The organism is Microcystis sp. T1-4 (assembly GCF_000297435.1).
In the GTDB taxonomy this organism is placed as follows: Bacteria; Cyanobacteriota; Cyanobacteriia; order Cyanobacteriales; family Microcystaceae; genus Microcystis.
Genome location: NZ_CAIP01000414.1, coordinates 1 through 13,649, shown reverse-complemented (window position 1 = coordinate 13,649; position 13,649 = coordinate 1). Strand labels below are relative to the sequence as shown.

Annotated in this window: 10 protein-coding genes and 1 other annotated feature; of the genes, 2 read left to right on the top strand and 8 right to left on the bottom strand. The window is 44.3% G+C overall.

What is annotated here, in order from left to right:
• Nucleotides 1-231 precede the first annotated feature (231 nt).
• Nucleotides 232-1,320 carry an adenylate/guanylate cyclase domain-containing protein gene (locus tag MICAI_RS19925; protein ID WP_008206405.1) on the top strand — a complete coding sequence of 363 codons (1,089 nt, stop codon included), beginning with the start codon at nt 232-234 and terminating at the stop codon, nt 1,318-1,320.
• Between the two features lie 136 nt (nt 1,321-1,456).
• Here the strand turns inward: MICAI_RS19925 and MICAI_RS19920 are convergent, their stop codons facing one another.
• The 8 genes from MICAI_RS19920 to cobN all read right to left on the bottom strand — a co-directional run bounded on the left by MICAI_RS19920 (nt 1,457) and on the right by cobN (nt 10,696).
• Nucleotides 1,457-2,449, bottom strand: coding sequence for a 30S ribosomal protein S1 (locus tag MICAI_RS19920; RefSeq protein WP_002781113.1), 993 nt, complete (start codon nt 2,447-2,449; stop codon nt 1,457-1,459).
• A 232-nt stretch (nt 2,450-2,681) separates the two neighbouring features.
• On the bottom strand, nt 2,682-3,197 hold the full coding sequence (gene nrdR / locus MICAI_RS19915) for a transcriptional regulator NrdR (RefSeq protein ID WP_008206401.1): 516 nt from the start codon (nt 3,195-3,197) through the stop codon (nt 2,682-2,684).
• A gap of 126 nt (nt 3,198-3,323) precedes the next feature.
• Nucleotides 3,324-3,419 (bottom strand): photosystem II reaction center protein T, encoded by a 96-nt coding sequence (locus tag MICAI_RS24550; protein WP_012267019.1) that lies wholly within the window; start codon nt 3,417-3,419, stop codon nt 3,324-3,326.
• Nucleotides 3,420-3,523: 104 nt separating this feature from the next.
• Nucleotides 3,524-3,916, bottom strand: a complete 393-nt coding sequence (rplL, locus tag MICAI_RS19910; RefSeq protein WP_008206399.1) for a 50S ribosomal protein L7/L12 — start codon at nt 3,914-3,916, stop codon at nt 3,524-3,526.
• Nucleotides 3,917-3,959: 43 nt separating this feature from the next.
• Nucleotides 3,960-4,508: a 50S ribosomal protein L10 gene (rplJ, locus tag MICAI_RS19905; protein ID WP_008206397.1), complete on the bottom strand. Its 549-nt coding sequence runs from the start codon at nt 4,506-4,508 to the stop codon at nt 3,960-3,962.
• A 36-nt stretch (nt 4,509-4,544) separates the two neighbouring features.
• Nucleotides 4,545-4,726: a sequence feature (ribosomal protein L10 leader region), on the bottom strand.
• Nucleotides 4,727-5,014: 288 nt separating this feature from the next.
• The gene (locus MICAI_RS19900; protein WP_081504700.1) at nt 5,015-5,686 is read right to left on the bottom strand and encodes a DUF4276 family protein; all 672 of its coding nucleotides are present in this window, start codon (nt 5,684-5,686) and stop codon (nt 5,015-5,017) included.
• Between the two features lie 4 nt (nt 5,687-5,690).
• Nucleotides 5,691-6,980 carry an AAA family ATPase gene (locus tag MICAI_RS19895; protein WP_008206395.1) on the bottom strand — a complete coding sequence of 430 codons (1,290 nt, stop codon included), beginning with the start codon at nt 6,978-6,980 and terminating at the stop codon, nt 5,691-5,693.
• A 74-nt stretch (nt 6,981-7,054) separates the two neighbouring features.
• Complete coding sequence (gene cobN, locus MICAI_RS19890; RefSeq protein WP_008206394.1) at nt 7,055-10,696, bottom strand: cobaltochelatase subunit CobN; 3,642 nt, start codon at nt 10,694-10,696, stop codon at nt 7,055-7,057.
• Between the two features lie 502 nt (nt 10,697-11,198).
• On the opposite strand from cobN, the gene MICAI_RS19885 reads away from it, so the two are divergent.
• A complete protein-coding gene (locus tag MICAI_RS19885; protein ID WP_008206393.1) occupies nt 11,199-13,400 on the top strand; it encodes a hybrid sensor histidine kinase/response regulator in 2,202 nt (733 codons plus the stop codon).
• The last annotated feature ends 249 nt before the right edge of the window (nt 13,401-13,649 follow it).

The window sequence follows — 13,649 nt, the reverse complement described above, 5'->3', positions numbered from 1 at the left end:
TTAGCTAAACTTCTTAACATTCACTCACTGGATAAATTTTGCTGATAGATTGCCCCCAACCCATTCCAGGTAACGGTTGTAGCTGGAATGAGCGATTTTTATTAGGGTTAAGAATTGTAATTGCTTCTCTCAGAAAAAATCAATTCTTGAAAATGTTCTCAATAATCAAGGTTTTTCGGAAAAACATCCTGGGCAAATGTAACAATAGATAAAAGTACAAATATCTGCGGAATGTTCGCTGTAGAATATGTAGTTACCCCCACCTATATTATTGCCGCTTATGTACCCGTGGATATACTAGGACAAAACCCCTATCTACTACTCCATACCGAGAAGGGACAACGTTTTTTCCCTCTCGTGAGTAGAGCTTACTGGACAATCGGACGGAGCAAAGACAACGCTATCGTGATAAAAGATAACTGTATCTCTCGTAGTCATGCTATTTTGCAGTCCACGGAAACAGGAGATTTTTATCTGATCGATCTCGGTAGTCGCAATGGAACCTTTGTCAATGGCCGAAGGGTATCTATTCCCGTGACTATCCATGACCAAGATCGGATCACCTTTGGCAAAACCGAAGTGCAGTTCTATTGTCCTACTCCCAGTAACAGGGGCAAGCAACCGCGCAATTTAGAATGGGATACCCTCACCTCCCCCGTTCATGAACGGCGCTTAACATCGGTGATGGTGGTGGATATGCGGAATTTTACGGCTTTAACGAGGCAATTAGACGAAAAAGTGCTTTCTTCTCTGATTGGAAGTTGGTTCCGCCATGCCGGGAATATTATCCGCAGTTCCGGCAGTTGGGTAGATAAATATATTGGTGATGCGATCATGGCCATCTGGTTTCACGGCCAACAGGAAGTCAATCAAGAGGATATCCTGCAAATTTTCCAAGCAATTACGCAACTATGCAACATGACCCGCACTTTAAGTCAAGAATATCCCTTACCCTTCCAATTACGCATCGGTGCGGCAGTGAATACCGGTTATGCCATGGTGGGCAATACTGGCAGCGGTGAACATCCAGATTATACGGCGATTGGCGATACAGTTAACGCCGCTTTCCGTTTAGAGTCAGCTACTAAAGAAATAGCTAGGGATTTAGCTATCGGAGCAACTACCTACAGCTATCTCACCGGCTTACCCTATCTCCACCAAGCTTTCGATCAACATACCGTCAATCTGAAAGGATACGACGATAACACTATTACCTACGGAACCACTTTTGATAACTTGGATCGTTTCCTCGATGCCAACAGTAGTGAGGAGATGACTGGAATTACAGGAGTTGCCAGCCGTGTCGGTTTTGAAGATTGAAAGTGAACGGGTGGTTGGCAGACGTTTCAGCGATCAGTGATCAGTGAAAAGACAGTAGGAAACTTCTATTTAATACTGTACACTTAAAACTCAAATCTGATAACTGATAACTGACGACTGATAACTGATAACTGACCTATTCCTCGGTGGCAGCGAGAACTAAATCTTCCTCCTCCAAGGCGGGGGGAACTTCAATTTCTGCCACTACTTCCGAAACAGTCCGTCCTTCCGCTTCCGCTAGACGTTTTTCTCGGTATTTAATCGCCATTTCTTCGGCTTTTTCAAACACTAACGGGCGATTTTTGAGCATATCTCCCGGTTCTGGTTCTAATTGTTTAGTCGAGAGGGAAATGCGACCTCTTTCGGCATCGAGATCGATAATCATCACTTTTAACTCATCATTGACATTGAAAACCGTGTGGGGGGTGTCAATGTGATCGTGAGAGATTTCGGAAATATGCAGTAAACCACTGACTCCACCGATATCGATGAAAGCACCGTAGGGCTTAATTCCGCGCACGGAACCGATTACCACCTGTCCCACGGCTAAACCGTTCATCTTCCGTTCCACTAAAGCGCGACGATGACTTAAAACCAGACGGTTGCGATCCTCATCCACTTCTAAAAACTTTAAGGGCAATTCCTGACCGACTAAATCCTCTTTCGCCTCTCTGGTGCTAATGTGAGAACCGGGGATAAAGCCGCGGAGACCTTCAATCCTGACTAATGCCCCACCACGGTTAGTGGCGAAAACATTCGAGCGCACGGTAGCATCTTCTTTTTGCAATTGACGCACCCGTTCCCAAGCGCGCATATATTCAATGCGACGGATCGATAGGGTTAGCTGTCCATCTTCATTCTCGTCGGTAAGAATGAAAAATTCCCTGGTTTCGTTGGGTTGTAAAACTTCTTCAGGATTATCGACGCGGTTGATCGACATTTCCTGCACGGGGATAAAAGCGGCGGTTTTAGCACCGATATCGATGAGCGCTCCCCGGGGTTCCATGCTGAAAACAGTCCCGGCGACAACATCTCCCGGACTGAAATGATAATCGTATTTGTCTAGAAGGGCGGCAAAATCTTCATGGGTAAAGCCTATGTTTTTGTTTGCGGTTTTTTGGGTGGTCATGTACGTTGTTTGGGCCTCGGAATTTCCGTAGGTTTTTCCTCCTATGTGATGTACAGTTTCTAAATAAAGGAGATGCCTCCCCATTTAGTTTCTAGGCAGGGCCTAGGGGATGAACTGCCGCATCCAGCTTTCTTGCTGGCAATCTGCCTCAAGAATGACTTTTAAGAATCTAACCAGAGCTTGGGCTTTAAACAGCACAAGGGATCCTAATTATAACTGAATCGGGAACTATTTAAGACGAGGTGATCACGCTGGCTTCTTCCACTGGAGACCAAGAAGGATGAGCGCGTTCGATTTCGGAGGATTGCAGCAGCGCTAAAGCGGCGATAAAGTCTCTAATTCCCTGAAAATTGCCGTAAACCGAAGCAAAGCGCACATAGGCAACTTCCGATTCTTGCCGGAGGTATTCTAGGGCTAATTGACCGATCTCCTGACTGGTTACTTCCCGTTTTGAGTCTTGCTGCAGACGGGATTCGATATCATTGACGATCGCCTCTAATCTTGAGGGGGGAATGCCAGTTTTTTCACAGGCCCGGACGATACCGCGCAGCAGTTTGCAGCGATCAAAAGATTCCCGTTTACCATCTTTTTTAATCACTGTGATCGCCACGAATTCGATGCGCTCGTAGGTAGTGAAGCGATGTTTACATTGTAAGCATTCACGACGACGACGAATGCTCTGACCGTTTTCCGAGGAACGAGACTCTAAAACGCGACTATCGGTATGCTGACAATTAGGGCATTGCATAGGAGGCGCTCGGTGAGGGGAACCTTTAATTTAAGCCTTTAAATACGAAAACCAGAGCCGCTAACCTGCTTTTGACAAGCGGGCGGCTCGGGAAAAAAATTATTAACCTAAACGGAGTTAAGAAATTTACTTTTGAATCCGGGGAGGTTCCCGGAAGGCGATGGCGAAGAAAATTACCGACAAAGCCATAGTTAAAACTAAAATGTAAGCGACGCTTTCCATGGTTGGACATCCTACAAGACTGCTATAACAATCCTATAGTATCAGGAAACGAGCTTTTCGGCTCGTCTGGGGATCTAGATTACATCCCCAGAATCAGTGGCGATCTATTTAACGCTAACTTTTGCGCCGGCATCTTCCAGTTTTTTCTTGATGGCGGCGGCATCATCTTTGTTGGTGCCTTCTTTAACCGCTTTGGGAGCGGCTTCTACTAGGTCTTTCGCTTCTTTGAGTCCTAAACCGGTCAATTCGCGCACTACCTTGAGGATAGCAATTTTCTTGTCGGCGGGAACTTCTTCGAGAACAACGTTAAATTCGGTTTGTTCTTCCACAGCTTCAGCGGCGGCCGCGGGAGCAGCCCCGGGGGCAGCCATAATTATGCCACCGGCCGGAGCAGCGGCGCTAACTCCGAAGGTTTCTTCGATGCCTTTGACTAATTCCGCAGCTTCTAAGAGGGTCAGGGTTTTCAGTTTTTCTAAGATTTCAGCTACAGCAGACATGGGTTAGACTCCTAATTGTTTTAAGTGAGCGATTGGCGCGGTCTTAAGCCGCTTCTTTTTCTTCTTGACGGGCCACGGCATCGACGGCACGGGCCAAAGATGCGGGAACTTCGTTGATGCTGCGGGCCAGTTTGGTGGCAATGGCGTTGATTGCCCCGGCGACCTGAGCGATTAACTGTTCTTTTGACGGTAAGTCAGCGATCGCCTTGAGCTGCTCTTCTGTCAACAGTTGACCTTTTGTCCCTTCTTTGAGGACACCGCCGCGCAATTCGGTTTTTTTGCTTTCTTTTTTGAACTCTTGATAGGCCTTGAAAGCTCCACCAATATCTTCTTTTACCAGCAGAAAGGCGGATGTTCCCGATAAAAGGCTTTTCATCGGTTCCCAGCCACTATCTTCAGCAATTGCCAATCCCATCAAAGTGTTTTTGGTGACTTTACAAATCGTTCCTGTGGGGCGCAATTTGCGGCGTAGATTGCTGATTTCAGCGACGGTTAAACCTTGATAGTCGATGACCATCGTTAATTGAGCTTCGCTAAGGGAGGTTTTTAATTCTTCTAGAATTACTCCCTTGCTTTCTCTGCTTCTCCCCATCCCTTGTTCACCTCCTGTACGCGGGGGACTGGTTCCAGAGGCGCAAAAATAACCCCTTGTAGCGCCGGGGTTGAGTGGAGAGAATTCAGTTCAGGCACGACCAAGACAGAAAATATCTCTCTCTTTAGTCTTTTTGGCCGCTGTTTTCTCGCTTTGACCTCGGCAGGGTATTTAAGCTGTTTCGCCCCTGCTGTCTTTGGCTTAAGCCAGTTCCTTATTATAACATTATTGCGCTTTTTATGTCAAGCCTTGATAAGGAACGAACAGGCGATCGCAGATAAAAACCGGTTGAGGTTGAGGTTTTCTCTGGCCCTAAGTCGTCCCAGAGACTAAGCTGAAACAAACCCGATCCCTAGGCTTGTTTACAGTACGCCCCAATGTCTCTAGATTTTTTGCTCCGTTATTTTTGGAGAAATATCTAAATGACATTTTGGGCGCACGCGGTGCGCCCCTACCATTGTCGCCATAATATTATTTATTGTAGGGGCGAATTGCATTCGCCCTCTTTATCTTGATTCTTCCTGACTGAGATGACGTAGTTTATCTCGAAAATAGCCAAAGCTGGGCGATCGATTAATATCCACATTCATCTGAGGAGAAATATTTTCTGCCCAGACTGTTTTCTCTTGACCCACAGAAGCTCCACCTAACTTAGATAATTGTTTCGCTCCACCTTTATATACAGCATCTGCCAGGTTTTCCCAAGTACCACAGATACTATCATTAATATAGGAATCCAAGACAGCACTTTTGGCCTGGGGATAAGCAATTTTTATGGCATTAATATCACCTAAATACCAAGCTTCTCCCTCTTCAATAGCAATACAGAAGTAAATTTGGGATTGGATAGCAGATTTTTCCAGACAATTGCTTAATTCTTGTCGAAATTCTCGAAAACATCGATTATCCAGATCGCCAACCACAATCAGCACAGCAGCATAATTATCAGCGCAACTAGAAAAAGTTTTATCATATCCTTGAATCAGTTTAGGTAGTCGCTCAAGAAGAATCCGCTTACTAGGATCGGAAACAGACTGTAAGTCTCTGGGAATATGACCACTGCCTTTATAGGAATGAACCCTAAATGTATGACCTGCATTCATGTCAATAATCTTAGAAATTAGAATATCAAGTGCTTTTTTTCTCGACAAATCCTCGACCAAAATTTCAAAGTGCATGACCTTATCTCTCATCTAAGTAATCACTATACCAAAGACTACCAAGGGTCAATCCTTCTGAGACGAGATTCTTGATTAAGGGATTGTCACTGGCCCGTTTAATCCGAGAAAAACCATCATCACCCTTTTCCAGAATCCAAACTTCTTCTGGCTGGAGAGCATCAACAAAATAAGGTTGATGAGTGGTGATAAAAATTTGAGAACGTCCTCTCTGTCCTGTGGCGTGTTTTCTAAATTCTTGAGCCAAGGTTTCTAATAGTTTATGGTATAAGCCGTTTTCTGGCTCTTCAATACAGATAAATGGCGGTGGAGAAGGGTCTTCTAACAGTAAGAGATAGGCGAATACTTTTAAAGTACCATCGGACATTTGCTGTACATAAAATGGGTCTTGGAATCCCCGATCATTAAATTTTAATAATAGTCGATTATCGGGACTTTTTTCGGTGCTAATTTTTTCTATACCCGGTATCTTACGAGAAATACTATTAAGTATATTCTGAAATTTCTTGGAATGCTCTCTTTCCATAAACTGCACCACATTACCGAGATTATCTCCATGGATATTCAAATGTTTCTGTGGTCCGGCTAGGGGCAAACTTCTGGCCGCATCGGGAGTAAAATAGCTGAGATACCATCCCTCAATAAATCTCCGAAATAGGGAAATTCTCGAATGCTGTTTGAGAGAACCTAAAGTAGCAATTCCTAGTTTGCGCTTATCATTCAGTTCCACTAACTCGGTTTCCTTGCTTTCCTCATCAGCTTCTTGTTGAATTTTTTCTATTAACTTAAGTAAATCAAAATGGTCTTGACCTTCTTCTACTTGTTTTCCTTCTTCTTCTCCTTTCCAGACGATTCCTTTCCCCTCATCGAGGAGTAAAAATGAAAAAGGCCATCCGGTCTTTTGACCTTTTCTTCTCTGTCTGAGTCTTTCTTTTTTTACATAAGGTCTATTATCCGTATCTAGATCAATAGCTAATTCATAGGTAATTGGTCGGGAATTGTAATCTTCTTTGTAATAAATCTGAAATTCAATGCTTCCTTCCTGACCCTGGGAACGAAGACGCTCAAACCCGCCCCGACCTCGCGCATCACAAGCTTCTTCTACTCCTCCTTTAAGACAATCAGATAAAAAACCGAAGGCATCAAAAAGTGTGCTTTTTCCCACACCATTTTTGCCGATAACGGCCGTCATCGGTGTCAGAGAATCTCGATTTTGAGTATTCCATAACTTGCCCAGGGTTATATCCTTGAGCGCTCGATAATTTTTAATCCTCAATCCCTCAATTCCGGCCATTATTTAGTCCCGTTTCTCATTACTAAAGTAATTTGAGCAATTTCTTGATAGATTGATTCTAGACCAGTTATCAATTACTGACCCGATTCGATCGCTCCTTCGGCCTCATGGACAATTGCCCTCAATCGATCTAAAGTTTTCTGGTCCACCTGGGTCCATAATCCCCGTTGTTGAGCTTCTAATAATCTTTCGGCCATATCTCGCAATGCCCAGGGGTTTTTCTCCTGAATAAATTGTTGTACCTTGTCGTCAAATAAATAAGCTTCGGCTACTCCCTGATAGATAAAATCCTCCACTAGGTGAGTAGTGGCAGAGTAGGCAAAAATATAATCTACGGTCGCAGCCATCTCGAAAGCGCCTTTATAGCCGTGTCGCATCACTCCCGCTATCCATTTGGGATTAACCACTCGCGAGCGGTAAACGCGGCGAATTTCTTCCTCTAGGCTTCTGATGCGGGGATTTTCCGGACGGGAATGATCACCAAAATAGGTGACGGGATTTTTGCCGGTTAAAGCCCGGACACTGGCAGTTAAGCCGCCTTGAAACTGATAGTAGTCATCGGAGTCGAAAATATCGTGTTCCCGATTGTCCTGATTGTGCAGCACTATCTCTAATTCTTGCAGTCTATTTCTCAATACTTCCGGTAAAGAATGGGCAGTTCCTTGGCTATCATAGGCATAACAACTCCAGTTAATATAAGCATTAGCTAAGTCTTGATCATTTTGCCAGTTTTGTGACTCGATTAACCCCTGTAAACCGGCCCCGTAAGCACCCGGTTTGCAGCCAAAGATTCTGGCAGTAGCTCTCAGTTTCGCCTCCTTTTCTCCTAAGCCCTGACTTAGCCAAAACTCCCTCTCTGTCTTCACTTTCGCCGCTAAAGGATTAATTTTTTCTTCTTCCTCTTGACAAGCTACCGCATTTATGCAAGAATTAAGAAGATGTAGTATGCTGGGGAAACTGTCCCTAAAAAAGCCTGATACCCGAACGGTCACATCAATGCGAGGACGGCCTAAGCTAGACGGGGTAAGGATTTCAAACCCGACCACCCGACGGAAAAAACCATCCCAAAGGGGACGAATTCCCAGTAAAGCCATGGCTTCGGCCACATCTTCGCCACTATTTCTCATCGTCGAAGTTCCCCAGATAGAAATCGCCAAAGTGCGGGGATATTCGCCATTTTCTTGGGTATAACGTTCAATTAGTGCCTCTGCAGCCTTTCTTCCCACTTCCCACGCGGTTTCTGTGGGGATTGCGCGGGTATCGACAGAATAGAAATTTCTGCCAGTGGGGAGAACATCAGGACGGCCGCGGGTAGGAGCGCCGGAAGCACCACTGGGGACGTATTCGCCAGCGAGACCTTTTAAGAGATAGATAAGTTCATCGGGAGTTTGTTTTAAAGCAGGAATTAACTGATTTTCTAGCCACACTAATTCTTTTGCCGTATTTTCGCCTACAGGTTCAATTTTCTGGCTAATTAAATCCTGAGCGAGACTTTCCAGATAAGTAGTAGTATCGTTATATTCCGTCAGGGGGTCGCAGTCGAGATGGAGATCAAGGGCGATCGAACGGGTTAAACCGGGGCGGTCGGGACTGGGAGAACGGGCAATCGATTGAATTAAATCAATTAACTGCTGACCCTGGGGACATTGACCGAAGATATGTAAACCGTCGCGGATTTGTGCTTCCTTGAGTTCACAGAGATAACCATCCACGAGGGTGAGAAATTGACTAAAGGAGGCGCTGGTCGCAACGCGCTCGCTACGCGAGATCGTGCCTAGCTCTCGATCGAGATTAGTTTTCGCCACCAGATCGTTAATCCGCTCGCGAATCAGAGCTAAACGAGAAGGATCAAGAGATTCTGCCTGATAATATTCATCGATGAGAGACTCTAACTTTTCCCAATCCCCATACAATTCCGCTCGCGTCATTGGGGGAGTGAGATGGTCGATGATAACAGCTTGGGAACGTCTTTTAGCGCTGGACCCTTCTCCGGGGTCATTGACAATAAAAGGATAAAAATTCGGCAGCGACGAGAAAGCAATTTCGGGATAACAATGGGGAGAAAGAGCGAGACTCTTCCCGGGTAGCCATTCTAAATTGCCGTGTTTACCGAGATTAATCACAGCAGTGACTTGGAATTCCTGTCGTAACCAATGGTAAAAAGCGAGATAGCTGTGGGTAGGTTCCAGGTCGGGGGAATGATAATTAAGAGTCGGGTCAAGGTCATAACCGCGAGAAGGTTGAATACCGATAAAGACATTACCTAACTGGATGCCGGGGATAGGAAAATCCTTGTCTGGATATCCCCAACGGTCAAGCAGAGCGCTTTGATTATCGGGGGGAAGGGAGGAGAAATAATCTAGATATGCTTCTAGGGAGAGAGATTGATAGATAGGTTTTAATTCCCTTGTCTCCAGGTCATTAGTGATACCGGAAATCAGCAATCGCATTAATTCATCGCTATGGTCGGGGAGGTCGGTGAGGGTATAACCTTGGGTTTGTAATGCGCGAAGAATTTCCAAACCACTAGCGGGAGTATCTAAACCGACTCCGTTAGCGATACGACCATCCTTATTGGGATAGTTGGGGAAAATGAGAGCAATTTTTTTCTGGGAGTTGGGAAGGGAGGAGAGTTGACAATAGTTTGCGGTTAAATCAGCGACAAAATCAACCCGGTGGGGGAGGGGTTGATAGATAACTATTTCCGTTTCTAGTTTCGGATGTCGGGTGAGGACAGATTTAAAGGAAATAGCACGGGTGATAATTTTGCCATCCATTTCCGGTAAAGCGATATTCATAGCCACATCCCGGGGGGAAAGACCTTGATAACCCTGTTGATAAGCTTCTAAACTGCTGCTGCTGAGGATAACTTGGAAGATGGGTTTATTGAGGGACTGCCAGAAGTGATGATTTTGTTTGTCTTCCGGTCGCTGGATAGAGAAGCTAGTGGTGTCGAGAATTAGGTCTGGGGGATGGTGGGAAAAGAGGGTTAATAGTTCCTCTTGCACTTCGATTTCCCGGAGAGAGGAGAGAAAGATGGGGACAGTTTCAATGTTTCTTTGGGTGAAAGCACTGATTAAAGCATCGATAGCTTTGGTATTACCCGCGAGATAATGGGAACGATAGAAAAGTATCCAAGTCCGTGCTTGGGGTTGGGATAGGGTTGTCTGGGAATAGATTCCCAACCTAGGGACAACCCCAGGAGGAGAGGGAAGATAGTCGAGATGGAGACAGGTATGCGCGATAAATTTAGCAGCATTAATCCAGTTATCTATCCCTGCTTCCGTGAAATAGCACCATAACTGGTTAACAGTAGTCAGGGAAGCAGTGGAATGACTCATCAACTCTAAATCCGGTTTATCCTCTCCCGGGAGGACAAATAAAGTGGCACCGGTTTCCTCGACAATTTCCTTAACTACTTCCAACCCGTAAGACCAACTCCCCCGTCCCCCCAATAAGCGAAGAATAATCACCCTTGCTTGGGATAGTACCTTGTCCCCATAGTTATCAATACTGTATTGCTGTTGTAACTGGGATAAATTGAGGGCGCGAATTGCGGGAAAATTATCCGGTAGATGGTCGATAGCTGCCGCTAGAGTTTGAATATCGGTATCAGCCATGGTGAGGAGAACAATCGGGGCCGGATTTTGGTCAATAACAATCACCCCTTCGGTATCTGCTGTCCAACCACCCGCTTGGGGAGCAATTCGGTGCATAAGTTTTGAGAGTCAGGTTAAATAATGATTAGGTTTCGGGAATCGGGGTCTCGATCGAGGGATCATTGTTGGGTAGATAGAGATGATTATATCTGTCTGCGGCAATTTAAAGAACAGGGAATAGGTGTTAGGGGATAGGGATTAAGAAAAATCTTCACTAAAACCCCAACCCCAGTCCCCTTACTGATGACTAGGGTTTGGGGAAGTGGGGAAGTGGGGGAATTTCAACTAAAACCCTAAAACCCTAAAACCCTAAAACCCTAAAACCCTAAAACCCCAACACCCCACCACCCTATCTCCTGCCTCCTGCCTCCTGCCTCCTGCCTCCTGCCTCCTGCCTTCTGATAACTGATAACTGGTAACTGATAACTGATAACTGATAACTGATAACTGATAACTGGTAACTGATAACTGATAACTGATAACTGATAACTGATAACTGATGACTGATAACTGATAACTGATGACTGATAACTGATAACTGATAACTGATAACTGATAAATGAATGCTTCTCCCGCTTATGTTTGCTGTCAAGTGTTATCATCTACTCACCTCGAACAAATTCGTTCTTGGTGGGGACAGTTGGCAATACAGGTAACAGGGCCCAGGATTAGTCTCAGTGAAAGAGATATTCCCCCACAGACAGGGGAAATCTATCAACTCTTGCTTTCCACTGACCTACAAGCTTTATTGTTAGCCAGTCCCCAAGAGCATGGTTTTGAGTACGAAGTCCGCATTAGTTTTGAAGCGAACACGATTAAAAATTTTCTGCAAGGACTGGCCGCCAAGTCTCTCCACCACCCGAAAATTGAGCAGGGTTATCAAATTTTAAATCTGCCTCTGTCCAATAATGTCAGCAGTTTTCAAAATAAAATTTTAGTCAAAATTCTCTCGATAATTTCTTCTCCGGCTGCTGAGGTGGGTTGTCCCCGCATCTTCTCCGTTTGTCAACCGGTAGAAGCTGCCCTATCCCAACAAATCGAACAGGAAAGATTATTAAACCAAGTCATCACCCAAATGCGTCAGAGTCTGGAGTTACCGGTGATTCTGGAAACCGTGGTCAGGGAAGCGCGGGAATTTTTGCAAGTGGACCGATTGTTAATTTATCAATTTTTCCCCGGTATCGGTGAGGGAAAGGGAAAAATAACTTCCGAGTCGCGCATTTCCGACCAGATAAATTCCGTGTTAAATTTAACCCCCGAAGACGATTGTTTTTCCTATATTCCCCAATACAAGGAAAAGTATCGTCAAGGATTAATTCTGGCCGTGGATGATGTGGATGTTAACTATTCTTCTTCCTTCTGTTTGTCCGAATTTTTGCGACAACACCAAGTGCGATCAAAATTAATCGCCCCGATTGTGGTACAAGAAGAATTGTGGGGTTTATTAATTGCCCATCAATGTGGAGAAAAACGCCGATGGTTGCCGCAAGAAAAGAAATTTTTAGGTCAGATTGGAGAACATCTCGCTATCGCTATCTACCAAGCGCAATTATATTCTCAAGTACAGGAACAAAAAGATATTTTTGAGCGCCGGGTAATAGAAAGAACCCAAGAATTACAAGATACTTTAATGGCCGCAGAAGCCGCTAACCTCTGCAAAAGTGAATTTTTAAATAATATGAGTCATGAGTTATTAACTCCCCTAACTTGTATTATCGGTTTGTCCAGTACCCTGCAAAAATGCTCAGCAGCCAATAATTTTTTACCCCCCGACAAACAAAAAAACTATCTAAAAGTTATTCATAATAACGGCAATAAACTATTAGAATTAATCAATGACTTGCTTAATTTCTCGCAAGTTTCGGCAGGAAAAGCCGTTTTAGATATTAAACAATTTTCGCTAAAATACCTCTGTAATCACGTTTTAGACATTATTAAAATGGAGGCAGAAACTAAAGAAATTAACCTGATTTTAGAGATGAAAATCACCGAAAAAGAGCATTATTTTTACGCCGATTATGATCGAGTTCAGCAGATACTTTTGTACTTGTTAAAAAATGCCCTGAAATTTACCCCCGAACAGGGTGCTGTCACCCTGAGACTGTGGAAAGAAGGCAGCCAGGTCATTTTTCAAGTAGAGGACACGGGCATCGGCATTCCTGCTCAAAAAATACCGCTTCTGTTTGAAAAATTTACCCAATTGGATGGCTCCCGCAAACGTCGTTATGGTGGTATGGGATTAGGATTGGCTTTAACTAAACAATTAGTGGAACTGCATCGCGGCACGATCGAGGTAGAATCTTGCTTAGATAAAGGTTCCATCTTTACCGTCCGTTTACCTCAACAAAAGCCACCTAAATCCCAACCCCAACCCTCGGATCATAATCCCCATTTTAATCACCACCATCCCACGATAGTTTTGATTGAAAGTGACGAAGAAATTGCCAATCTTATTTGTGAGTTATTGATGGTGGCACATTATCAAGTTATTTGGTTAATCGATAGTGTCTCCGCTATCAAAAAAATTGAGATCGTGCAGCCAAGTATTATAATTGTTGATCGAAAAATGCCCGATATATATCATCTCTGTCATCTTTTAAAAAAATCCAGTCAAACTCAAGCCAGTAAAGTGCTAATCTTGAATGATACCCCCGAAATCAGCGTTAATTTCCTCGGTCGTCATGGCATTGATGACTATCTGCTCAAACCAATTCAACCCTCCCTATTGTTGGAAAAAATCCGCTATCTAACCGCTTTATAAGTAGGGTTTGCGGCAAAAAGTTTTTCGGTGGGGGTAGGGGTGTATCTCATACTAAATCCTGTTTAAAAAGTATAGGATAGTGGGGTGTGGGGTGTGGGGAGAAACAATTCATAACTTGAGAGTTAATCACACTATTAAAAAGGGATTTGGTATCATTTTTGTAAATCTACTAATTTGGGATTTTTCAGGGGGAAACTTTCTCCTAAAATTGGGCGTTACTTTCGGTTTTATCACTCAATCCAAGCTTTG